This is a genomic window from Methylococcus sp. S1M (genome assembly GCF_051295855.1).
Lineage (GTDB): Bacteria > Pseudomonadota > Gammaproteobacteria > Methylococcales > Methylococcaceae > Methylococcus > Methylococcus capsulatus.
Map to the genome: position 1 here is coordinate 36109 of NZ_JBPDXO010000004.1, position 23460 is coordinate 59568.

General features: G+C 64.0%; 18 protein-coding genes and 1 other RNA gene. 5 read left to right on the forward strand and 14 right to left on the reverse strand.

Going from position 1 to position 23460, the window contains the following annotated elements; translation table 11 throughout:
- Nucleotides 1-9 precede the first annotated feature (9 nt).
- From ACSHWJ_RS08625 to ACSHWJ_RS08660, 8 genes are all read right to left on the reverse strand, one after another.
- A complete protein-coding gene (locus tag ACSHWJ_RS08625; RefSeq protein WP_218798299.1) occupies nucleotides 10-1158 on the reverse strand; it encodes a restriction endonuclease subunit S in 1149 nt (382 codons plus the stop codon).
- Nucleotides 1155-2348: a PDDEXK nuclease domain-containing protein gene (locus ACSHWJ_RS08630; RefSeq protein ID WP_218798298.1), complete on the reverse strand. Its 1194-nt coding sequence runs from the start codon at nucleotides 2346-2348 to the stop codon at nucleotides 1155-1157. Before ACSHWJ_RS08630 ends, ACSHWJ_RS08625 begins: the two co-directional genes overlap by 4 nt.
- Entirely contained in the window at nucleotides 2345-4174 is a 1830-nt protein-coding gene (locus ACSHWJ_RS08635; protein ID WP_218798297.1) for an HsdM family class I SAM-dependent methyltransferase, read from the reverse strand. Before ACSHWJ_RS08635 ends, ACSHWJ_RS08630 begins: the two co-directional genes overlap by 4 nt.
- A gap of 15 nt (nucleotides 4175-4189) precedes the next feature.
- Entirely contained in the window at nucleotides 4190-6574 is a 2385-nt protein-coding gene (gene hsdR / locus ACSHWJ_RS08640) for an EcoAI/FtnUII family type I restriction enzme subunit R (protein WP_218798462.1), read from the reverse strand.
- A gap of 258 nt (nucleotides 6575-6832) precedes the next feature.
- Nucleotides 6833-7102 carry a hypothetical protein gene (locus ACSHWJ_RS08645; RefSeq protein WP_218798296.1) on the reverse strand — a complete coding sequence of 90 codons (270 nt, stop codon included), beginning with the start codon at nucleotides 7100-7102 and terminating at the stop codon, nucleotides 6833-6835.
- A gap of 56 nt (nucleotides 7103-7158) precedes the next feature.
- A complete protein-coding gene (locus tag ACSHWJ_RS08650; protein ID WP_218798295.1) occupies nucleotides 7159-7668 on the reverse strand; it encodes a hypothetical protein in 510 nt (169 codons plus the stop codon).
- Nucleotides 7669-7674: 6 nt separating this feature from the next.
- Nucleotides 7675-8727: a helix-turn-helix domain-containing protein gene (locus tag ACSHWJ_RS08655; protein WP_218798294.1), complete on the reverse strand. Its 1053-nt coding sequence runs from the start codon at nucleotides 8725-8727 to the stop codon at nucleotides 7675-7677.
- Nucleotides 8728-8955: 228 nt separating this feature from the next.
- Nucleotides 8956-9117: a hypothetical protein gene (locus ACSHWJ_RS08660; protein WP_218798293.1), complete on the reverse strand. Its 162-nt coding sequence runs from the start codon at nucleotides 9115-9117 to the stop codon at nucleotides 8956-8958.
- Between the two features lie 35 nt (nucleotides 9118-9152).
- On the opposite strand from ACSHWJ_RS08660, the gene ACSHWJ_RS08665 reads away from it, so the two are divergent.
- Genes ACSHWJ_RS08665 through ACSHWJ_RS08675 form a run of 3 tightly spaced genes read left to right on the forward strand, consistent with a single transcriptional unit; the run spans nucleotide 9153 to nucleotide 11457 of the window.
- Nucleotides 9153-9650 (forward strand): DUF2924 domain-containing protein, encoded by a 498-nt coding sequence (locus ACSHWJ_RS08665; protein ID WP_218798292.1) that lies wholly within the window; start codon nucleotides 9153-9155, stop codon nucleotides 9648-9650.
- Nucleotides 9647-11005, forward strand: coding sequence for a recombinase family protein (locus ACSHWJ_RS08670; protein ID WP_432539711.1), 1359 nt, complete (start codon nucleotides 9647-9649; stop codon nucleotides 11003-11005). The genes ACSHWJ_RS08665 and ACSHWJ_RS08670 overlap by 4 nt, the downstream gene beginning before the upstream one ends.
- A complete protein-coding gene (locus ACSHWJ_RS08675) occupies nucleotides 11002-11457 on the forward strand; it encodes a hypothetical protein (RefSeq protein WP_432539710.1) in 456 nt (151 codons plus the stop codon). The genes ACSHWJ_RS08670 and ACSHWJ_RS08675 overlap by 4 nt, the downstream gene beginning before the upstream one ends.
- Nucleotides 11458-11564: 107 nt before the next feature.
- Here the strand turns inward: ACSHWJ_RS08675 and ACSHWJ_RS08680 are convergent, their stop codons facing one another.
- From ACSHWJ_RS08680 to ACSHWJ_RS08700, 5 genes are all read right to left on the reverse strand, one after another.
- Nucleotides 11565-15251 (reverse strand): AAA family ATPase, encoded by a 3687-nt coding sequence (locus tag ACSHWJ_RS08680; protein ID WP_432539709.1) that lies wholly within the window; start codon nucleotides 15249-15251, stop codon nucleotides 11565-11567.
- A gap of 57 nt (nucleotides 15252-15308) precedes the next feature.
- Nucleotides 15309-15710, reverse strand: a complete 402-nt coding sequence (locus tag ACSHWJ_RS08685; protein ID WP_432539708.1) for a hypothetical protein — start codon at nucleotides 15708-15710, stop codon at nucleotides 15309-15311.
- Nucleotides 15689-16774, reverse strand: coding sequence for an AAA family ATPase (locus ACSHWJ_RS08690; protein ID WP_432539707.1), 1086 nt, complete (start codon nucleotides 16772-16774; stop codon nucleotides 15689-15691). Before ACSHWJ_RS08690 ends, ACSHWJ_RS08685 begins: the two co-directional genes overlap by 22 nt.
- Nucleotides 16775-17219: 445 nt before the next feature.
- Nucleotides 17220-17575, reverse strand: a transfer-messenger RNA (tmRNA) gene (gene ssrA, locus ACSHWJ_RS08695).
- 117 nt (nucleotides 17576-17692) lie between these two features.
- Nucleotides 17693-18160, reverse strand: coding sequence for a hypothetical protein (locus tag ACSHWJ_RS08700; protein WP_017364127.1), 468 nt, complete (start codon nucleotides 18158-18160; stop codon nucleotides 17693-17695).
- Between the two features lie 245 nt (nucleotides 18161-18405).
- Here ACSHWJ_RS08700 and cysD point away from each other — a divergent pair, with 245 nt between their 5' ends.
- Together cysD and cysN are read left to right on the forward strand one after the other, a co-directional pair.
- Entirely contained in the window at nucleotides 18406-19314 is a 909-nt protein-coding gene (cysD, locus tag ACSHWJ_RS08705) for a sulfate adenylyltransferase subunit CysD (protein WP_010961842.1), read from the forward strand.
- 117 nt (nucleotides 19315-19431) lie between these two features.
- The gene (gene cysN, locus ACSHWJ_RS08710; RefSeq protein ID WP_218798286.1) at nucleotides 19432-21081 is read left to right on the forward strand and encodes a sulfate adenylyltransferase subunit CysN; all 1650 of its coding nucleotides are present in this window, start codon (nucleotides 19432-19434) and stop codon (nucleotides 21079-21081) included.
- Here cysN and ACSHWJ_RS08715 read toward each other — a convergent pair.
- Nucleotides 21044-23401, reverse strand: a complete 2358-nt coding sequence (locus ACSHWJ_RS08715; RefSeq protein WP_256996548.1) for a DNA internalization-related competence protein ComEC/Rec2 — start codon at nucleotides 23399-23401, stop codon at nucleotides 21044-21046. The genes cysN and ACSHWJ_RS08715 overlap by 38 nt on opposite strands.
- Nucleotides 23402-23460 lie beyond the last annotated feature (59 nt).

The following is a 23460-nucleotide window of genomic DNA, read 5'->3' on the forward strand; positions in this document are numbered from 1 at the left end:
TCGTTGGGATCAAGTGGCAAAGATTCGCTCCAGCGTGGCGGGCAACAGCGCAGCGTTGGCCTGGCGAATGGCGGCGTGCTTGGCCTTGAGGGCTTGTGTGCGTCTGAATACCTCGCGCAACTTCAGTTGCGTTGCCATCGACGGAACAGGTATTTCGTAGGTCAGAAATGCCGAAGGTTGTAGGCGGCGACGGCGGACGTTGGTGCCGCCGCTAAGTTCGGCCAGCTCAGGCCAGACCTCAGGCGTGCGGAAGTAGATATCCAGCAGCTCAGGCAGAACTTCGTCAGTGTTGATGGAAAACACCGGGAATTCTGGAGAGACCACCATTCCGTCGCACTCCGGCGGCACGACACCCAAGGCACCTTCCCAAGCCATCAACTTGGGATATGTGAAGTCACCAGCCCGGACAGTCGACAGCCGTTCGTAGGCAAACTCACTACCTGTCTTGACGACGCTTGGGAATACGCCACGCCCGAACGAATACACGCCAGCAAAACGGTATTGAGCCGTTCGATCCACTATCACATCTGGCTGACGTTGTGAGACCAATTCTGACATCGGTCGCTTCGCCGGCTGCTCACCCGGAGGGTGAAAGATGTATGCTCTGAGCAAGCGCTCGGCATCGCGCTCGGCGGCCTCCAGATGCGCCTCCACCTGCCGGGTTTTCTCGGCCAGCGCGTCGAGGCGGGCGACGAGGGCTTGTTGTTCGGGCAGCGGCGGAAGGGGGATTTCAAGGCTGAGGAATTGATCCGGACTGACGGATTCGCGCCGCGCGCCCATTCCCTTCGCCTTTCCTTGAAGCTGCCGCCAGACAGCATCGCGCTTGCAGTACCAGTCAAGAAAACGCGTATCGAGCGCTTCCGAATTCGCTCGAAAAGTCGGGAATACAGATGACAGAAACCAGCCATCAAACTCCTCCGGGATTCGGGCAACTGCACCTTCCCAGGCTTTGGGTGAGCTAATGACGAAGTCACCAGCGTTCAAACGGTGGAAGGATTTGTAAGTCGTATCCAATGGCGAGATGGGACCGCGTTGAAACAATCCTCGTCCGAAGCCATACACGCCAGCGAGATTCACGGTGTCGAGCTGATTACTCGGCACGGCGTCAATGTATGTGCGAAGCACCGACCGAAGGGGAACAACAGGCCACGCCTTCATTTGCCGCCCTCCGCATCGCCGCCGCGCGCGATCCGCCGCGCTTCCAGCTCCCGTCGCGTCTTGTCGAGTTCCTCGGCCAGCAGCTTTTCATCGGGGAGCACGGTCTGGTATTCGGCGGCGAGCACCTTGTTGGGCAGTCCTTCCAACGCATAATGGGCTTCGGCCGCGCCCTTCTCGGCGCACAGGATCAGGCCCACGGGCGGGTTTTCGCCCGGCTTCATCCAGTGCTCGCGGGCGTAGTTGAGGTAGAGGTGCATCTGGCCGGCGTCGGCGTAGCCGAACTTGCCGACCTTGAGGTCGATGACCAGCAGGCATTTCAAGCGGCGGTGGAAGAACAGCAGATCGACGCGGAACCAACTGTCGTCGATGCGCAGCCGCCGCTGGCGGCCGACGAAGGCGAAGTCGTCGCCCAGTTCCAGCAGGAAGTCGGCGAGGTGCTGGAGCAGCGCGTCTTCGAGGTCGGATTCGGAATACTCGTCCTTGAGGCCGAGGAACTCCAGTACGAAGGGGTCTTTGATGGCCTGCTCGGGGGTAATCTCATCGCCGGGTTCGGCCACCTCGCCCTTTTCCAGCATGGCGGCCTTGTTGGTGGACAGGGCGGTGCGCTCGTAGAACTGGCTGCTGATCTGGCGGTTGAGTTGGGCAATGGTCCAGCCGCCGCGCAGCGCCTCGGCTTCGTAGAAGGCGCGGGCCTGCGGGTTCTTGACCGAGAGCAGGCGGACATAGGCCGACCAGGGCAGGGGGAAGGCCTGGGCCAGGGTGGACAGGTCGAGAGATTCGCCAGACACCATCGGGCGAATTGCCTCGGCAGGAGATTTTGCAGACGGCCCCTGCAGAATCTGGAGAGCGGGTGATTTTGCAGATGATCTCTGCAAAATCTGGTCGGCAGGCCAGGCAAGATAGAAGGCGCGCATCTGGGCCAGATTGCGCCAGCCAAAGCCGCGCCCGAACTGGCGACTCAAATCAGCGCCAAGCCGCTTGATCAAGGCTTCGCCATAGGCCGCCCGCGCCTGCCCGCCTTGTTCGCCTTCGACGATGCGCCGTCCAATCGCCCAGTAAGTCCCCGTCATCACCACATTGACGCTGCGCGCGGCGGCACGGCGTGCGGCTTCCAGCAGCGCAACGATGTCGGCGTGGACGGCGGCATAGTCGGCTAGGTCCGAAATGGCTGGTGGGGTACGTTCCGTCATGCCTGCACCTCGTTTACCAAGGCTTCGATCTCGGCAAGCAGGCGCATCACCTCGGCCTCGTGGCTCCGCATCGAGGCGATGAGCTCCTTCGGGTCGGCGTGTTCCAGCCCGGCCTTGGCATGGGGGTTTTTCAGGTCCAGGTTGTAGATGGGCCAGTAGAGGGCATCGCCCTCGGCCTGGGCCGCCTTGGCGGCCTGCTCGCGCGCCTGTTGCTCGGTTTTCAAGGCACGCAGCTTGTCCTGCAAGGTGGCCTTGTCGCCGTTGGCGGCGTTTTGCACGGCCTGCTCCAGCTCGCGGATGGGCTTGCCAAGCGCAAGTGCCGCGCTGCGCTCGGCTTTAGCCCGCTGCCAGTGCGGCGTGGCGGCTTCGATGGCGGCAGCGCGTTTGGCCGCGAAATCCACCTTCCAGGCCTGCGGGCCTTCCTCCCGGTTGTTCCACCAGGCCAGCACCGGCGCGAATTCCTCGAACTGTAGCGGTGCGGTCTTGCTGTACTTCTTGCGCCCTTCGGGCAAGGGCAGTTCGTAGTACCAGATGGTGTCGGTCGGGCCGCCGCGCTCGAAGAACAGCAGGTTGGCCGGGATGTCGGTGTAGGGCGCGAACACGCCCTGCGGCAGGCGCACGATGGTGTGGAGATTGAACTCCTTGAGCAGTTCCTCCTTGATGACCGCGCTGATGCCGTCGCCAAACAGGGTGCCGTTGGGCACGACCACGGCGGCGCGGCCACCGCGCTCGGCTGGTTTGCCGCCGGGTATCAGCGCGCCGGCCACGCGCAGCTTGCGCATGATGTACTGCAGGAACAGCAAGGCGGTTTCCGCCGTTTGCATATTGGGCGGGAAGTTGGCCTTGATGCCGGCCTCTTCCTCGCCGCCGAAGGGCGGGTTGGTGAGGATGACGTCCACCCGCTCGCCATGGCCGATCTCGTTGATCCGGCGCTCGAGCGTGTTGCCATAGGCGATCTGCGGTGCTTCCAGCCCATGCAGCAGCAGATTCATCTGGGCCAGCATGTAGGGCAGCGGCTTGGCTTCCTGGCCAAATAGGCTGTCGCGCTGCAGGGTGCGGCGCTGATCCGGCGTGGTGACTTGCGGCGCGAGGTGGTCATAGGCCTCGACCAGAAAGCCGCCAGTGCCGCAGGCGGGGTCGAGCACGGTTTCACCCAGGCGCGGATCGGTGACCTGCACCATGAAGCGCACCACCGGGCGCGGTGTGTAGAACTCGCCGGCATCGCCCGCCGCATCGCGCATTTCGCGCAGCATTGACTCGTACAGGTGCGAGAGGGTGTGGATTTCCTCGCTGGCGCTGAAATGGATGCCGTTGATCTTATTGATGATGTCGCGCAGCAGGTAGCCGCTGACCATGCGGTTCTGCACGCCCTTGAACACGTTGGCGATGACTTCGCGCTGGCTGCCTTTCTCGCCTTCGCCCGCCAGACCGCGCAAGTAGGCGAACAGACCCTTGCCTGTGCTGCCATCGGCGCGCACGGTGATTTCCTGGCTGATGAACGCCAGCAATTCGTCGCCGGTGAGGCCATCCTCGCGGGCGGCCCAGTCGCGCCAGCGGTAAGGGGCCTCGATGATCGGCCGGTAGGGCTTGCCGTCGAGTTCGGCTTCTTCCTCGTGCACCCTTTCAAGGTCGTCGAGGAACTTGAGGAACATCACCCAGGTGAGCAGCGGCAGGCGGTCCACATCGCCGTTGAGGCCCTTGTCCTTGCGCAGAATCTTGCGGGCACTGCCGATCAGCGCGGACAGGTTTTCACGGGTGGTGAGCGGCGTCTTGGCTTTGCGTGGCGCGCGGGGCTTCTTTTCGGAGTTTGTAGTGGCTTTGGCCATCGGGTCGGATTCTCGTTATTGGTAGAGCGCCGTCTGCAGTCGGGAGACGGCATCCTTCATGCCGCGCAGGCCGCCAAAGTGACGGGTGGCGATTTCGGAAGGCGTGCCGTAGCGGTCGAAGGGTTGCACTTTCATCAACTCGGACAGCGCATTGAATTGCAGGATGCCGCGCTCGACGTAGCGGTCAAGCAGCAGCGAGAGGATTTCGCGCGCCGTCTCGCCGTACTGGGCGAACAGGTCCTGAGTCTGCCGCTTGGCCGCCTCGGCACGCTGACGGCGGGTGAGCAGCGGTGCGTTCCAGGCCAGATGGCAGAGCAGGTCGAATGGATCGGCATCGGGCTGTTCGCTGCTGGAGGCCAACTCCTCGAAACTGATGCCGCGTTCGGTCAGTTCGCGCAGCACCTCGGCGCGGGTGTCGGGATTGGCCCAGGCCGACTGCAAGGCCTCGCGCGTCGGGTACAGGGTGCGCACGGCGCGGCCGGAGTATTCGGTGTACTTGACCACCTGCAGTTTCTTGCCGTCGGTGTCGAGGTCGTAGACCAGGTGACCGATGACCTCGACTTCGCCGCCGTCGATGTAGAACTTGCGCGGCTCGGGCGGTGGTTCATTGATGAGGATGCCGGTGTCTGGCCCGATCTGCTCCTCGGAAAGCGCGTACTCCACCGCCGTATCTTCCTGCGGCATTTCAGCTTCCGCCTCGGTGATGGCAACCTGTTCGCCAGCTTCATCCACGGTCACTTCTTCGATCCGCGCCGGATCGCCGTCAAAATCGGGATCGGCAAAGTGGCGCGTGGCTGTGCCGGTGAAGTCGATGATGTTGAAGTATTCCTTGCCGTAATCGACCTTGAGCCGCGTACCCCGACCGACGATCTGCTTGAACTCGGCTCGGGAGCCGACGACACGTGCGAGCACCACGTTCTTGACCATCTCGGCATCGACGCCGGTGGTCAGCAACTGGGAGGTGGTGAGGATGACCGGCGTGGGTTTGTCCACGTCCTGAAAGTGCGACAGGTGGGTCAGGCCGATGGCGCCTTCATCGGCGGTGACGCGGCAGACGTGGTCGGGGTACTGCTTGGCGAGATCGCTGTTAAGGTTGAGCAATTCTTGGCGCATCTCGGCAGCGTGTTCCTGATCGACGCAGAACACCAGCGTCTTGGCGAAACGGTCGGTGCCCTTGAGAAAGTCCGTCAGGTGTCGCGCCATCGCCCGGGTGCGGGCGCGCAGGGCCACCACACGCTCGAAGTCCTTGGTCTGGTATTCGTCGTCAGGCACTTCCCGGCCGTAGCGATCCAGTTCGTCCTTGCTCGGCCGCCAACCTGCGGCATCGACAGTGGTGATGACGCGGTGGACGCGATAGGGGGCCAGAAATCCGTCCTCGATGCCTTGGCGCAGGCTGTAGGTATAGACCGGGTTGCCGAAGTATTCGTAGCTGTCGCGGGCTTCCTCGCGCAAGGGCGTGGCGGTCATGCCGAACTGCACGGCAGGCTCGAAGTAGTCCAGCACGGCACGCCAGGCGCTTTCATCACGGCTGGAGCCACGGTGACACTCGTCGATGATGATCAGGTCAAAGAAATCCGGGCGGTACTGGCGAAAGACGTCAGTGCTGGCGGTGGAAAGCGCCTGGTAGATGCCGAAGTACATGTCCCGGCTCTGGCTCACGTCGCCGCCTGCAATCTTGTGCCGGGCATCGCCAAAGGGCGCAAACATCTTGGCCATCGGGTCGTCGACCAGGATGTTGCGGTCGGCCAGGAAAAGGATCTTTGGCCGGCGGTAAGCGCCTTCGCGGTTCCAGCGGCTGCTCCACAGCTTCCAGCACACCTGAAACGCCACGCAGGTCTTGCCGGTGCCCGTGGCCAGGGTGGCAAGGATGCGCTTCTGCCCGAGCAGGATCGCCTCGATCACTCGATGGATGGCGATCTGTTGGTAGTAGCGTGGCACCTTGCCCGAGACCAGGTTGAATGGCTCCAGCAGGTGTGATGTGGCCTGCGGGGGCAGCTGCGCTGCGGCAGTCAGGCGGTCAAACAGCTCGTCGGGCGTCGCGTAGCGATCTACCTCATGCTCGGTGCCGGTGGTGTAGTCGATTTCGATGATGCGGTGGCCGTTGGTGGCATAGGCAAACTTGAGCCCCAGGATCTCCGCGTACTCGCGCGCCTGCTGCACCCCGTTTTCGGCAGGCAGGCCGATTTCCTTGGCTTCGACCACGGCGAGGGGATAGTCACGGCGGTAATACAACAGGTAATCGGCACGTTTCTGCTTGCCGCGACGGACCTTACCACCGGCCACGATGATGCGGCCATTGGTGAAGCTGCGCTGCTCGCCGATGGCGTGCGGAGCCGTGCCCCATCCTGCCTCGACGAGGCGGGGCGTGACGAACTCGCGGCAGGTGTCGGCTTCGGTCATGATTTGGGTCGTCCCGGTCATCGAGGCCACCTATTCTGTTCGTGAGTCATCCTCGCTAGGGCATGTTCGGGAGCGGTGTTTGGTGCGGCGGTTTGGCGCCAGGCGGGCAGATAGGCCCGGCTTTGAGTCAAGCCAAAGCAGGCTTGACAAAAATGCCGCTTGGGATAGACTCTTACGCTGAGTTCACTGCCTATCGGCTTTGAACCTATCGAGGTCTCGGCCGCTGAACCCGCGTAGCGAATCAGCGGCCTTTGTCTTTTATGGGCTGCCGTCCCGGAACCCCTCGACGACGTCCTGACCCGCACCGTCAGTCAACAGGATGATCTTCTCGGCGACCTCCTCGATCCTCTGCCGCTCCAGTACGGGCAAGGCGGCCAGCACGGCCTCCATGACCTGGCGATGTTCCGTCTTGGTCTTCTTCTTTTCGAGTTCCGGCATGACGAGCCCGAACTCCTCCGCCATGAAGGACTGGAGCCGCTCGGGCTTCAGGTGCCCGAGCAGCTTGGCCAGATTTTCAGCATCATTCATTCGTTCTTGTTCTCCCATGTGACGAAGAATCCTTTCCGGGCGTCAGAGCCGGCCGCTCAATCTTGCTTCGCGGTGAAGAGGGCGAGCCGCTTGTTGATCTCGGCATTCGGCAGCCGTGTCCGCGGGTCGTCCAGCATGCCGCGCAGCGCCTTGGCGAGCGTGGGCTTGCGCACGATGCGGTGCTCGGCAAACCGGTCGATGACCCACAAGACGCCGTGCACCTCGAGGTGCTCTTCGTCGGCGAGGGCACGCATGCGCTTGTCACCCGTCAGCAACGGCCAGTCGTTCGTCACGGCCAGGGTGACGGCAAGGCAGTCGTGGAGGGTGAGCTTGGGTTGGGCCGTCTGATAGGAGACGGCCTGGGCCATGCCTTCCGCATCCAGGGACTCGACCCGCAGGCCCAACCCCTTGAGCTGCTCCCGATCGATCTCACCGAGATCGATGAGCTCGTCTTCGTACAGGGCGTCGGGTACCGCGAACTCAAACGGCAGCTTGAAGAGCGCCTCGAGGAGGGACCATTTCGCCAGCTCAATCAGAATCGAGGCATCGCTCACCAATACCCGCACGATAGGTCACTCCGCGGGTCCTGACATGATCCGGCTCACCTCGCCCGTACTCTTGCGCAGCAGCTCTGCGGCTTTGGGAAGCGAGATGACGTCCTCTGCCAGGGCGCGGAGCACCAGGCGCTGGAAGCGTCTGGGTTCCTCGTTCTCCGGGAGCGGTTCGGGCTCGGCCTTGCGCCAGGTCCGGCCGACGCCGCGAAACACGGTCTGTAACGTCCCCTCGGTGATGACGCCGAGGTCGCGCAGCCGGACGATCAGGGCGGCGGCGCTGACGCCGTACATGCGCTTGATCTCGATGATCTCGGCGTAGCCGAAGGCATGGCGGCGCTGCCCGACCTCGAACAGCAGGTCCTTTCGCGGCATCAGCAGGGCACTGGCGAAGCGCTGGCACGCTTTCTCCTCGTCCAGGTCACCGTCGATGGCCATGACCATATGGCCGAGCTCGTGGGCCAGGGTGAAGCGTCGGCGTTCCACCGATTTCGACACCGAACCCACGATGACCGGTACCTTCTCCTGGTCCGGTCGCGCCACCCGGCAGGTCAGTCCGTCGACCGAAAGCGGGAAGTCGAGCTTGAGCACCTTGATGCCGTGCTCTTCGAGCAGCTCGGTCACGTTGGGGATCGCGTCGCCACCCAGGTTCCAGGCCTTGCGGACGCTCTCGGCGGCGGTCTCCGCATCATCGAGGTCGGAGACCTTGAAGGGAGCCCCTTCGGGCTTGTCCCACACATGGCTGCCGATCTCCAGCAGATCCTCGACCAAGAGGTAGCGGTCGAGGCTGTCCAGGACGGCGGCTTCCACCATGGCGCGCTCCTGGGCCCGGGTCGCAGCGGTCTTGCGAAACTCCACCCCCTCGAGGCGGATCTCCGAGGGGCTGAACAGGTAGCTCAGCGGGACGCCGAGCGCCTTGGCGAGTTTCAGGGCGGTCGCCGACCCCGGCAGCATCTCGTCGCGCTCATAGCGGCCGATCGCCTGGGCGGTGACCGCATGGTCGATGGCATCGGCCAGTCCCCGAAGGGACAGGCCGGAGCGCTTGCGGGCCAGTTTCAATCTTTCGCCGAACATGGGGGCATCCTCTTTTGTTTACAGTTTACGGACAAGTATTGATTTTGTAAACAACGGCGATTCTAGCGGCTTGCCGCGACCCGATCTTGCGTCCTCCTTGGCAGCAGCCCCCATCGGTCCGCACCGGCCCGAAACTCCCTGATGGCCTCGGTAGCGGCCTGACCGGACAATCTCGTCATCGAGCGAGTTGGACGCTCAGGACCGATACCGATGTGCACGATCAACCACCTACCACCCGAACGGATGACGCCGGAGCAGCGCCGGCGCGAAGTCGCATCCTTGCTGGCCCACGGCCTCGTCCGACTGCGCGAGGCCGGGTTCGCTCAGTCCGCAGGCGGCCCCGCGGAGAGCGAGTTTGAGCTTGGCTTCTCCGGCCACCAGCGCCTTCATAGCCACCCCGTCAACAACACTTTGGAGGAGGCTCCATGAAGGCAAGCATCGTCCCACCCACCCCGCCGAGCGTCGTCGCCCGGATCGCCGGGCTCCCGGATCTCTCGATAGAGGAAATGAGGGCGCTTTGGCGAGAACTCTTCGGCAGCGAGAACCCGACACCCAACCGCCAGTTCATGGAGAGGCGGATCGCCTACAAGCTGCAGGAGATCGAGTTCCGCAAGGTCGATCCCAACCTGCTGGAGCGCAACAAGCGGCGCATCAAGGCCCTGGTGGAGACCGGCAAGGCGCGCAAGCTCGATCGCGACATCCGGCTGATGCCCGGCACCGTGCTCACCCGGGAGTACCAGGGGATCGAGCACCGGGTGACGGTCGCCCAGGACGGGCAGTACGAGTTCGAGGGTAGGCGCTACCCGAGCCTGTCCATGATCGCCCGCGAGATCACCGGCACCCGCTGGTCCGGGCCGCTCTTCTTCGGCGTGAAGGCACCGGCCAAGGCGAAGAATCCGAAGAAGCAGGGAGGTCGGCGATGAGCGAAGCCCTGAAGCGCCGCCTGCGCTGCGCCGTCTACACTCGGAAGTCCACCGACGAGGGGCTCGACCAGGAGTACAACTCCATCGACGCCCAGCGCGACGCCGGCCACGCCTACATCGCCAGCCAGCGCGCGGAGGGCTGGATTCCGGTGGCCGACGACTACGACGATCCCGCCTTCTCCGGTGGCAACATGGACCGGCCGGCGCTCAAGCGGCTGCTGGCCGACATCGAGGCCGGCAAGGTCGACATCGTGGTGGTCTACAAGATCGATCGCCTGACGCGATCGCTGACTGACTTCTCGCGAATGATCGACGTCTTCGAGCGCCACGGGGTCTCCTTCGTCTCGGTCACCCAGCAGTTCAACACCACCACCTCGATGGGGCGGTTGATGCTCAACATCCTGCTGTCCTTTGCCCAGTTCGAGCGCGAGGTGACCGGCGAGCGCATCCGCGACAAGATCGCCGCCAGCAAGCGCAAGGGCATGTGGATGGGCGGCGTGCCGCCGCTCGGCTACGACGTCGAGAACCGGCGGCTGGTGGTGAACGAGCGCGAGGCCAAGATCGTGCGCCACATCTTCCAGCGCTTCGTCGAACTCGGGTCCTCGACCATGCTCGTGAAGGAGCTGCGCCTCGACGGCGTGACCTCCAAGGCCTGGACTACCCAGGACGGGCGGGTGCGCGAGGGCAAGCCCATCGACAAGAGCCTCGTCTACAAGCTGCTCAACAACCGGGTCTACCTGGGCGAGATCCGCCATCGCGATCAGTGGTATGCAGGCGAGCACCCGCCCGTCGTCGAGCGCAAACTGTGGGACGCTGTCCAGGCGATCCTCGCGCAGAACTCGCGTGTGCGAGGCAATAACACCCGCGCCCGGGTGCCGTTCCTGCTCAAGGGGATCGTCGTGGGAATCGATGGCCGGGCACTCACGCCCTGGTCCACGCGCAAGAAGAACGGACGCATCTACCGCTACTACCTGCCGACGCGGGAGAACAAGGAGCACGCCGGCGCCTCCGGGCTGCCGCGCCTGCCGGCCGGGGAGCTGGAGGCCGCCGTGCTGGAGCAGATGCGCCGGGTGCTGCGCGCATCGGACATGGTCGCCGGGGTGGCCGAGCGCGCCGCCCGGCTCGACCCCTCTTTGGACGAGGCCCAGGTTACGGTGGCCATGACCCGGCTGGATGCGATCTGGGATCAGCTCTTTCCGGCCGAGCAGCAGCGCATCGTGCGGCTCCTCATCGACAAGGTGATCGTCTCGCCGAACGACATCGAGGTGCGGTTCCGGCCCAACGGCATCGAGGTGCTCGCCCTGAAGCTGCGCCCCGAGCCCGCCCCAGAGACGCTTGAGGAGGCCGTGGCATGAACGAGATACTGATCGACAAGACCGGCCAGCCAGAGGTGATCACCGCGAGCGACGGCAGCCTCACCGTCACCGTGCCAATCCGGATCAAGCGCCGCGGCAGCCGCAAGGCCGTGACCCTGCCGGACGGCGGCGCCGTGCAACCACGCCCGTGGGACGACACGCCGACGCCGATCCAGCTCGCGCTCGCCCGCGGCCACCGTTGGCTGGCGATGGTGGAGTCCGGCGAGGCGCGCACGCTATCCGAGGTGGCCGAACGCGAGGGGATGGATCGGGCCTATGTGAGTCGGATGGTGAACCTCACCACCCTGGCGCCGGACATCGTCGCCGCCATCCTCGACGAGACCCTGCCGCCGGAGGTGACCCTGTTCGATCTGGCGTCGGGGACGCCGTTGTTGTGGGAGGAGCAGCGGGATCGGCTCATTGGTACGGTGAAAGCGCGAGTCCCACGCTAAGAAACGGAGGCGAGTCCAGAATCCGTTTTCGGCCTTTGCAGCCAATCGAAGCAGGCAGACGTTCAACACTCCGATTCGCGGGCCGCGAACCGGATGTTAGAGGCAGATTACTCGATGAGAGTCTTGATGGCGTTTGCCGTCTCCCTCAATAGCGCTGAGTCCAGCCCCTTCTGGGCATCCTCGGTCGAGATGAATAAGGTCTTGCCCTCAACGAAGCCATTGCGCGCATACCACTCGCGCTTCCAGTCCCAGCCCCGCTTGTAGTCGGGCCTGCTCAGCATCCCGAGGTGTTCCCAGATGATCAGGTCGCCATCGGCCGTCACGAATGAGAAGTCGGGGCGAAGGCGGCCCGGTGCTGCGGTGCCTTCGCAGACGCGCTCGTACTCGTAAGGGATACCAAGCTGGAACAGCATGTTGGCGATGACCAGCTCCGACTTGCTGCGAACCAGGTGGCCCTTCTCGGTTCGATGGATGAGGTGCTCTGCGAACGGCACAGTGTCGTCAGCGACGCGAATGACGCCCTGGAAGATATTCGTGTTCCGGCGCGCCGTCTCCGAGCGCTCCGGTCGCGTGAGGTCGAAGAGGACCGTTGCGTCGTCGCCCTCGATGAGGAGCACGAGCTGCTCGCGTGAGCGCGTCAGCGCCGTGTAGACGAGCTCACGCGAGAGCAGCCTGCAGTTCTTCGGTAGGATGACGAAGACCTTCTTGAACTCGCTGCCTTGCGACTTGTGCACGGTGAGTGCGTAGGCCAGCTCGAGGGGCGCGTAGCCGTTGGAGAACTGGTTGGGCCAGTAGTCGAAAGTGAGGTTCGGCCGTCCGGCAAATACGCCTTTGAGCATGTTTTTCACCTTCGCGATCAGTGCCACCTCGCCGTTCGCGATGTAGTGCTCCTCGGTTGCTCGATCGCTCCAGTTGTACGCCTTGCGGCGTTGGTTCGTGGTCTGGATAACCTTGTCCTTGGCTACGATGCTCTCGTCGCCAAGACTGACGCCCCATGCGGTCGACGCCGCTTCGAGTTCCTTCGCCCGGAACTGTCGCTGCACCCACCGGTTGATGTCGTACACGCCGTGCGGGTGCATCCGAACCGGGGACAGGATCTGCCAACGTTCGGAGCCCTCCGGCGCATCGAAGGGCACCCAGCCGCGATCGTCGAGCCCGAGCGAAGCGTCGAAGTCCGCCACGTCGCTGCCATTCTTCAGCCCGAGGTGTTTCTGAAAGGTCTGGAGCAGTTGCGAGCGTAGCTCGCCGGGCGTCTTCCAGAACACGATCTCGAGGTCGTTGAATTTCTCGCCGAGCTCGAGATCGCTGAGAACGCGATCCGCATCGACGGGCTGCTGCTCGCGCGTGAACCATGATGCTAGGCGCAGCGCGTCCGACGCCGCGGAGGCCGCAGCCGCTGCGCGCACCTCGACGGTGAGCCGAGCGAGGGCGTGCCCCAGGGGTGAACCGTCATCGCTCTGCGCATCGGTGGTTTCGAGATACGAGACGAGGTCGGCGAACGGGCGACCCACGCCGATTGGTGGAAGCTGGTTCGGGTCGCCCACCAGGATGAGTCTCTGCACGTGGGCGAGGTCGAGCGCCTCCAGCACCGCGACGAGATCGTCCATCGTCAGCATCGAGCACTCGTCGATGACGACGGTTTTCTCCTTCCGATACTTGTCCTTGCCGTCGAACTTCGGTCGCTGGCGGGCGCCGTCGTACCGACCGAGCCGGTGAAGGAACTGTGCGACGGTCATCGCCTCGGCATTCGTCGCCTTGCCGAGGCGCACGCGCGCCTTTCCGGTCGGCGCGAGAAGGAGTATGCCGTCCTTCGTGAGTGCCTCGGACAACATCAAGGCGCCCATGACCGACGTCTTGCCCGTGCCGGCCCGGCCGACGAGAACGCTCAGCCGTCGAGACAGCAGCCGTTCGAGCGCAACCGCCTGTTCCTCGATCGCCTGGCGATGCAGCTCGTTCCTCTTGTCGAACTTGCCGCCTGCCTCCGAGATCGCGGTGACGAGCAGCTTCTGCCAATCGGCCTTCACGGGGGCAGCAGGCTTGCCGGCGCGCTTGCCCAGGACCGAGCGGAGTCGATCCTCACGTCCCTTCAGCTCCGTGAGCTGCAGCGCAGCGGTCGATGTAGCGCCGGCGCCGGCGACATCCACGAGCTCGATGACGCCGGACAGCGTGCTGCGGTTCGTGTTCGGCCAGTCCGAACCGATCACGCAAGGGTGAACAAGATCCAGCGAGCCGACGCGCTGCAGCGCCTCGGTGACGCTCAGGAGCGCGTCGCCGTTCTCCGATGCTTCACGCAGCACCGCAACCAGCGCGGCGCGAAGACGCCGCGCGTCGTTCGGCGAGCCCACTTTCGAGGGTGCTGGGACCGGGTGCTTTGCTGCGATGGTCGCGTCAGGGAGCAAGCCGCGATCAATGAGCCCCACCGATACTGGCGAGTCGTTCCAGTCGCCGAGGTCCACCTCGCTCATCCGGTACGGGTTCGCGAGGATGTCCTCGTCGCTGACCTTGGTGGCTGTGCCCTTGGCTCTCTCCTTCGGATCGAACCAGCGAAGCGCCTGCGCCGACGTAAACGCAAACCGCGACAGCAGCGTGAGCAGAGCGCGGCGCTCGTCAGGGAGGCTCGTCCACGTCTCTCGGATCGCCTTCAGATCCTCCGCATAGGCCGGCTGCGGCGGCTTCTGTTTGCCTCGGAGGATCGCGTCCACGGTCGGCCACGGGTCGACGTCGGCCTTGACCATTCCCGACGACCGCAGCTCCAGCGCGAGGGCCGTCCCGAGTCGCATCCCGAGAGCTTCGAGCACGGGGCCCAGCCCAGGGAACGGTCCTCGGTCTTGCCATGCCAGCGCGATCTGCTGGTTGAGCCACTCCTCGCGACGCTCCCACGGCCCCTTCGCGATCCCGTGCTCTCGAATCTTGCGCACCGATTCGAGGCAACGGACCAGCGTCGACAGTGCGATGTCGGCAGGTGCCAGCTCCGCGGCGTAGGAGAAGACGCGAACGTGTGCCGGGTCGGCGGGCACCGCAATCTCTTGTAGGAGGCGTTCACGCCGAGCGTCTTCAGCGGCATCGCCTGTCGGCTCGAGGTAGTCGTGGTACGGGAGCAGGAAGCCGTCCTCTCCGTCGGGTCGGATGGTGTGCCGAATGAGCAGGTCCCACATGAGGTGCGTGGGCTTCGTCTTCGTGACGTCGTAGGCCTTCGGCTGCGCGACTGTCGCGATCCTCCCGACGCCCATCACGAGCCGCGAGATGGTGTCGCCGAGCGGCTGGCCCTCCTTGCAGTAGAAGAACACCAGCGACCGCTCTGGCGTGAGCCTGCTCGAGAACAGCTTGAGGATCGCCTCCTGTCGCTCGCGGCCGAAGACCCAAGGACTCGCGAACGGGGAATCCTCGTCGGGCGGAAGCGGTGTCGGAAGCCGTTCGTCGATCGCCTCCTGCTCGCTACGGAGCATCCACGCGAACGGCACCACGAACGTGGCGTAGGAAGGGACCCTGACCAGCGTCGGCTTGAGGTGGCCGTGCGTCTCCTCGGCTTTCTTGATGCCGGCGTAGGGGTGGACGAAGCGCCGCGACCACTCCTCTTCGTTCATGAACGCGCCCGACTCGGCCTTGCACGCGGGCAGTTCGTCCGGGTCCAGAGTGCTCCATCGCTTCCCTGCCAGAGCATCCTCACGGGCGTCATCGCGCTCCAAGCGGATGCGGTCGAGAGCCGCGCAGAAAGAGTTGCAGGAAGGCTTGCGGCAGACGGCTCCGTTCCAACGCGAATCGTGCCAAGCAACACGTGCAGTGAGGTGGAACATGGGCTGTTCACTCTTCCTGGGTCTGACAGTGGTTACATGGACTGATGGAGCTGAGACTCATGACGCTGTCCCCCGCCCGAGGAATGACGACCCGCGCGCCAGGCGGGCCTTCAGGCCGTCAGCGATGAAGTCGGCGAGTTTTTCAGGTTCCTTCCACTTGGTCGTGCGGCGGGTGGGGTCGAAGTCGTGGGTTCGAACCAGGGCGCGTAGCACCGGCATCGGCTGGTCGCGCAGCCACAGGCGGAAGTCGGTTTCGCTGCGCTGGTTCCATTCAGCATGAATGTCCGGCAGTTCGGCGGGCGGCGTGGCGCGTTGCTTGGGGGGCTTGGCTGACCCTGCCGGCAGACCGGTCAACACGTCGTCCAGGCGCGCGGCGAAGTCGGGGTTGCGCCCTGCTTCGTCGGCAAGGAGATCGACCAGCCCGCGCAGCAGCTTGATCAGGGCTTTCTCGTTTCGCATAGTGTTTTGATTTCCTTGGCCAGCCCGCGGATGGATTCGTATGCCGTGCCGTATTTTCCCTTGAATGTGCGGATGTCGGCATCCACGTCCGCGCCACGTGCGACATTCACGGTCTGTGGAATGCTGTTGGCGAAGAGGGGCGGCTGGGGCAGCGCACCCGCTTCGCCGAAACGACCGAGACGCCCGGCGCCCAGGTCATCCATGACGCGGCGATGGAGATTGTTGCCCTGAACCTTTGTGGCGACGATGCCGAGCGACGGGATGGGCCGATCGATGTCGTCGGCAAAACGCTGGACGTTGTCGACGATCTGGTAGATGCCCCAGGTGGAGAGGATGTCTGGGATGGTGGGAATGACGTATCCCGTGGAAATGCGCAGGCCGTTCTTGGTGACCGTGCCGAGGCTCGGCGGGCAATCGATGATCACGTAGTCGTACCGGTCGATGACCGGCTGCAGGGCGTGCTTCAGGATGTCCAGCGGGTTGACGGTGAAGTTGCCCGACAACGCGATCATCGGGATGCGGTCCTGAATGTCGATCAGACGTATGCTCGACGGCAGCAGGTCGAGACGCGCAATGCCATCGTTGATGGTGGAGACGCCGCGGGCGATGGATTTTTCGATCTCGAACTTCGGCGGATCGTTGGGGTTCAGCCGATCGGCGAACAGTTGGGCGACCGTCTGCCCCGCCTTGTCCATCTCCGCCCAGCGTTCCTCGGAGATCAGCGTGACACTGGCGTTGGTCTGCGGGTCGAGATCCACGACCAGAACGTGCTTGCGCTCTTCCTGCGCAAGGATTTCAGCGACGCCAACCGCGGTCGTGGTCTTGCCGACGCCGCCCTTCAGGTTGATGAAACTCAGGACGTGCGTGGCTTCGCCCTTGAAGTTCTTGACCCAGGCCTCGACCACCTCTCGATCCCAGACCGGGCCGCTCTGGAGCGTTTTCACCGGGCGCGGAAAGTGATCATAGCGCTGGCGCCAGTTGCTGACGACTTGACGAGTGACCTTGGCGAGATCGGCGATCTCGCTGATGCCGACGAGGTTGCTCGGATCCAAGATGTGCCCCATGACTTGTTTCAGTTGAATCAATCGTAGGCGTGTTTGTGTATTGCGTCAACAAGGCTGCCAATTTGTTTACGACAACAGCAAGTAAGCCGGCGGGCCGTTTCCTCTGGAACAGCGATGCCTTCATCCAACCGCTTGAACGGTCAGCACGTAACTTGTTGATATTCATGGAGGCTGCGGACGGCCTTTGCGGACTTCGGCGCCTTAAAGGGGGGCGAGCCTGGAGAGAATAACGGCAGGGAGAGAGCGGAATGCGGCCCGAGGTGGGCAAGACGGCCGGGGAAGGAAGTCCGCAGGCGTCCGCGAGAGTCCCCGCGAGCACGCGGGAGCGCGCAAGACGAGCGCCGCAGGAGCGGCGCCGAACGTCGCGCAGCGACGGCCCGAAGGGTGAGCGCGAAGGATGGCGCGAATAAAAAAGGCCAACCGAGAACGGTTGACCTTTATATATTGGTGGAGGCGGCGGGAATTGAACCCGCGTCCGCAAATCCTCTGCCATCGGTTCTACATGCGTATCCACTCTATTGATTTAGCCGGACGCTACCCGAGTGGCAGGGAAGACGGACGGCGATTCCGTTGGGTTTTAGCGCTTCGGCCCCGGACAGACTTCAGCGCGAGCTTACAATTGGGTTACCCCCAACCAGCCGCTTGTAAGCGAGCTGTTGATCAGAGGCCGGCCGGCTTAAGCGGCCAGTGCGTAAACGTCGTCGTTGGCGTTTATTTGGTTTGCAGATGGATTTACGAGGTCATCTGCACCTCGGCATGCACCTCAGGTTTCGCGATCCACGTCGAAGCCATGTCGCCCCCGGGTTGACAAGTCAGACCGCGCGGTTAAACGAAAGTTTCCCTGACGGCCGATCTGAACCCATCATACCAGAAAAACCGTGGACTTGGGCGGAGGGGCAGGCCCCTCCGCGCGTGGCATCATATTTCGTGGAGCATCTGCTGTGTGTCGCGGACGATGCGCTGTTTTTCCTTCTCGCTCGCCTCGGCCAGATTGTTGAAGACGTTCCGTGCCTTGGGATCGTCCATTTCCGCCGCTGCTTCCTTGTACAGGGTCACGAGGGCGTCGTCGAAGGCGCAGGCGATTTGCACCACTTCGTCCACGCTCATGCCGGGACGGGGTTTGGTCTTTGCCAGCAGCTCTTCGACATGGTCGCTGGGGGCGAACTGCAGCCAGGTATTGAGAAGGGCACTGCGGGCGTTTTCCTCGAAACGCTCCAGCATTTCCTTCTGTTCGTCTTCGTGCCGGCTCAGATAGTCGAGAGCCATCTTCAACCGGATTTCCGACTGATCCGTCTGTTTTTTCAAGGTTTCGTAATAGGCTCGTATTTGATCGTGGAGTTCTTTGCCATGATCCAGAACATCCCTGACCTGTTCGAAATTTTTCATGATGCCATCCTCCGTGCTGTAGGTCGCCTCGGCATATTTTGCTTTGGTGCACCAAAAATATCAGGGTGATTGCCATCGGGCCGCGACGTCGAAATCCGGCTCCGCAAGCGGCCATATAGCGCTTCGGCGGGAAGGAGTCAATGGTCCTGTTGCGTGCGGCGGCAATGTTCGGTCATGAGCCGGGGGCACGTTGTGGTATTCTTTACAGGTTTCACCGAACCCTATTTTTCTCTCGGCCGTACCGCATGAACGCACACAAATTGACCCACCTGAAGCAGCTGGAGTCGGAGAGCATCCACATATTTCGGGAAGTGGTGAGCGAGTTCGAGCGGCCGGTGATGCTGTACTCGATCGGAAAGGACTCGGCGGTGATGCTGCATCTGGCGATGAAGGCGTTTTACCCGGGCAAGCCGCCGTTTCCGCTGATGCACGTGGACACGACCTGGAAGTTCCGCGACATGATCGCCTTCCGCGACCGGCGGGCGCAGGAGCTGGGGCTGGACCTCATCATCCACGTCAACGAAGAGGGCGTGCGCCAGGGCATCAATCCCTTCGTCCACGGCAGCAAGAAGCACACCGACATCATGAAGACCGAAGGGCTCAAACAGGCCCTGGACAAGTACCGCTTCGACGCCGCTTTCGGCGGGGCCCGCCGGGACGAGGAGAAATCCCGCGCCAAGGAGCGGGTGTACTCGTTCCGCGACAGGCATCACCGCTGGGACCCCAAGAACCAGCGCCCCGAGCTGTGGAACCTGTACAACGGCAAGATCAACAAGGGTGAGAGCATCCGTGTGTTCCCCCTGTCCAACTGGACCGAACTCGACGTCTGGCAGTACATCTACCTGGAAGACATCCCCATCGTCCCGCTGTACTTCGCCGCCGAGCGGCCGGTGGTCGAGCGCGATGGCATGCTGATCATGGTGGATGATGAGCGCATGCCGCTGTTGCCCGGCGAAGTGCCGATGCGGAAGAAAGTGCGGTTCCGCACCCTGGGCTGCTACCCCTTGACCGGCGCCATCGAATCCGACGCCGCCACGTTGCCGGAGATCATCCAGGAAATGCTGCTGACCAGGACCTCCGAGCGCCAGGGCCGGCTCATCGACCACGACCAGGCCGGGTCCATGGAAGAAAAGAAGAAGGAAGGGTATTTCTGACCGTCGGTGCCCCATGCCGTTGCAGATTCCGATGGCAATGACGGTTTCCCTCACCCCGGCCCTCTCTCCAAGGGAGAGGGTGATTCGGCATTCGCTCCGCGACTTTTGATCACGCCCATGTCACACCAATCCGACCTCATCGGCACCGACATCCACGCATACCTGGCCCAGCACGAGCGGAAGGAGCTCTTGCGGCTCCTCACCTGTGGCAGCGTCGACGACGGCAAGAGCACCCTGATCGGGCGGCTGCTGCACGATTCCCAGATGATCTACGAGGACCAGCTCAGTGCGGTGCGGCGAGACAGCGTCAAATCCGGCACCACCGGCGGCGAACTCGACTTGGCCCTGTTGGTCGACGGCCTGCAGGCCGAGCGCGAGCAGGGCATTACCATCGACGTCGCCTACCGCTATTTCTCCACGACCCAGCGCAAGTTCATCATCGCCGACACCCCTGGCCATGAGCAGTACACCCGCAACATGGCCACCGGCGCCTCCACCTGTGACCTGGCCATCATCCTGATCGACGCCCGCCACGGAGTGCAAGTGCAGACCCGCCGCCACAGCTACATCGTGTCGCTCCTGGGGATCAGGCATGTCCTGGTCGCCATCAACAAGATGGATCTGGTGGACCATAGCGAAGCCGTGTTCGACCGTATCCGCGCCGACTACCTCGCCTTCGCCGACAAGCTCGAGCTGCACGACGTGCGCTTCATCCCGATCTCCGCCTTGAACGGCGACAACGTGGTGCACAGGAGCGCAGCCATGCCCTGGTACGGCGGACCGTCCCTGATCGAGCTGCTCAACACTCTCGAGATCGCCCAGGACCGCAACTTCGACGATCCGCGCTTCCCGGTGCAGTACGTCAACCGCCCCCATCTCGATTTCCGCGGCTACAGCGGCACCGTCGCCGCCGGGGTGTTCAGGCCGGGCGATCCGGTCCTGGTGCTGCCGGCCAAGACCCGCAGCCGGATCCAGTCCATCGTCACCTATGATGGCGAATTGGAGGCCGCCTTTCCGCCCCAGGCCGTCACCCTCACGCTGGAGGACGAGATCGACGTCAGCCGCGGCGACCTCCTGGTGCATCCGGACCGCTTGCCGTACCTCGACAGTCGCTTCGAGGCCCACGTCGTGTGGATGACCGAAGCCCCGCTGATTCCGGGGAAGCAATACCTCCTCAAACACGCCACCCGGACCCTCTCCGGCTCGGTGGCCGCCATCCGCCACCGCATCGACGTCAACACCCTGGAGCGGCACCCGGCCGGCCAGCTCAATCTCAACGAGATCGGTTTGTGCGAGCTGGCCTTGAGCGCGCCGCTGGCGTTCGATCCCTATGCCCGCTGCAAGGGGACCGGCGCTTTCATCGTCATCGACCGGCTGACCAACGTCACGGTCGGGGCGGGCATGATCGCAGGGCCCGTCCAGGGCGAAACCGGCTTCCGCAAGGTCACCGCCGAGGAGCGTGCTGCCCGCTTCGGCCAGAAGGCCGTCACCGTCTGGCTCACCGGACCCCAGCGTCATGAGATGGCCTATCGGCTCGAGCGGGCCCTGTTCGACATCGGCCATCCGGCGACGGTGCTCGAGGACGAAGGTTTCGGTGCCGAGCTGATCCGGGCGGCGCAACTCGTCAACCATGCCGGGCTGATCTGTTTGTGCCCGCTGATGCATGCCGATTTCGGTGCGGGGGAGGGACGGCTGATGCTGTCGGTGGAGGGTCGGGATGTGGCCGACCTCATCGAGGAGCTGCGCCGGCAGGGCGTTCTGTCCTGATCGCGGTGTCGTGCCAGTAGCGGCGGTGGCGCAGACGGTAGGGAAGGATCTCGGTCCCTGGACCGTCGGCAGCGGGCAGAACGGTCAGTGCGCCGCCGCTGGCGGTGTCGAACACCCGGATGCCGAAGCGCCGGTAACGTTCCATCACCTGGGGACTCGGGAATCCCCAGCGGTTGCGGTAGCCGGCCGAAACCAGAACGGTGGATGGCCGTACTTCGCTCAGGAATTCCGGGCTGGACGAGGTCTTGCTGCCGTGATGCGGCGCGAGCAGTACCTCGCTCGCCAGCGCGGTGCCGTGGCGCCTCACCAGAGCGGATTCGGCGTCGCGCTCGATGTCGCCGGTCAACAGGGCGCTGCCCTGGGCGGCGCTGATCTTCATCACGCAGGAGATGTCGTTTTCCTTGCCGCCCGGGTTTGCTCCCTCGGCGCTCCCCGGGGCGGGCGGCCACAGCATCTCGAACCGCACTCCGTCCCATTCCCAGTTTTGCCCCGCGTGGCAGGCTCTTGCGCCGGGATGGAAAAGTTTGTCCGGTGCGCTGCTCAGGGCCACGGTGACCGGGAAGCGCCGTAGCAGGGCGGCGGCTCCTCCGATGTGGTCGTTGTCGCCATGACTGACCACCAGGGTATCGATGGCCGAGATGTCGCGGCTGCGAAGATAAGGCTCCAGTACTGCCGTGCCCGTGTCGAAGCTGTCGCTCAGCCGTGCGCCGGTGTCGAACACAAGGGTATGGGCATGGGTTTCCACGACGCTGGCCAGTGCCTGGCCGACGTCCAGCACGGTGAGCCGGTAGCTGCCCTCCGGAGGTGGAGCGGGGGCATGGGTCGCGGCCGGCAGCAGCAGGAACAGGCCCAGCCAGCGTCCCGGAATGCCGCGCGGGACCATCAGCACCGCTACGCCTAAGGCCGCGAGTAGCGCCATCGGAAACGGCGGGGCGGCATGCTGCCATTGAGCCCAGGATAGGGCGGAGAGCCATTCGAGCGCTTTCCAGCTCCAGGCGACGAGCGTTGCCGTGAATCCCATCAAGACCTCCCCCACTGCGGGCCAGACCAGGAGCACCAGGGCGCTGAACAGCGCCAGAGGTGTGATCGCCAGGCCCAGCACCGGTACGGCGAACAGGTTCGCCAAGGGCGAGACCAAGGAGATCTGGCCGAAGAAGAACAACAGCGCCGGCGCGAGGCCGAGGCTGGTAGCCCAGTTGGTCCAGGCCAGCCCGCCGACGAGACCGGGGCGATGCAGGCGGCCGGTCAGCAGATAGAGGATGAATGCGACTGCCAGGAAGGACAGCCAGAACCCCGGCGAGGTCACGGCCAGCGGGTCGAGCAGGACGACGGCGGCGAGCGCCAGTGCAAGGGTACGGGCGGGGCGCAGGTGGCGCTGTGCGATGATGCCGCCCATGGCGATCGCGATCATGAGCAGCGCCCGCCGTGTCGGTATCGCGAAGCCGGTGAGGGCGGAATAGGCGGCTGCCGCGGTGATGGCCGCGCTGGCCGCCAGGGCCGGCGGTGGGCAGCGCATCACGTGCAGCAGGGTGGTGGCTCTTGCCGTGACGGCGTAAGCCAGGAAGGCGATCAGGCCGATATGGGAGCCGGAAATCGCGATCAGATGGGCGGTGCCGGTGCGCCGCAGCACCTCCCACTGGGGCGGGGCGATGGCGTCTTCCGCGCCCAAGACCAACGCACGGATCACGCCGTCAAAAGGGCTTCCGGCCTGGGTATCATGGATGCGATCCGACAAGAACTGGCGCCACGCGCCCGGCAGCCATGGGTTCGCCGGCTTCAGCAGCACGTTGCCGGTGGACTCGCGCACATAGCCGAGGGCGCGGATGTTCCGGGAGAACAGCCAGAGTTCGTAGTCCATCCCTCCGGGATTGAGCATGCCGTGTGGCCGTTTGAGCCGGACGGTCAGACGCCAGTGCTCGCCCGCGTGGATGGTGCGGCCGGCGTCGTACCAGGTCAGACGGAGATGCCTGGGAACTCGGGAGTCTTCCGGACCGAGGATCCGGTCGACGTCGAATTCGAAGCGCACGCTCCGTTCATTCGGCTCCGGCAGGCTGGCGACGGTGCCTTCGATGTGGATGTCCCGGCCTTCGAGCTCGTGGGGCAGGTCGTCATGCAGGCGGAGTAGGGCGAACGCCGAGGCCCAGACAAAGCCCAGCAGCAGCGCGCAACCGAGAAACCAGCGGCAGAAGAAGAGGATCGCTGCGGCGATGGCGAAGCCGGCCAGCAGCATCGGCGACGGCAGTTCCGGCAGCGTCTGCACGGCGATCACGCCACTGACGAAGCCCAGCAGCGCCGCCATGCCGCCGCGGCCCGCGTTCATCTTTGCCAACGGAGCACGTACAATAGCCGCCCCGGCCGACAACCTCATCAGTACCAGAC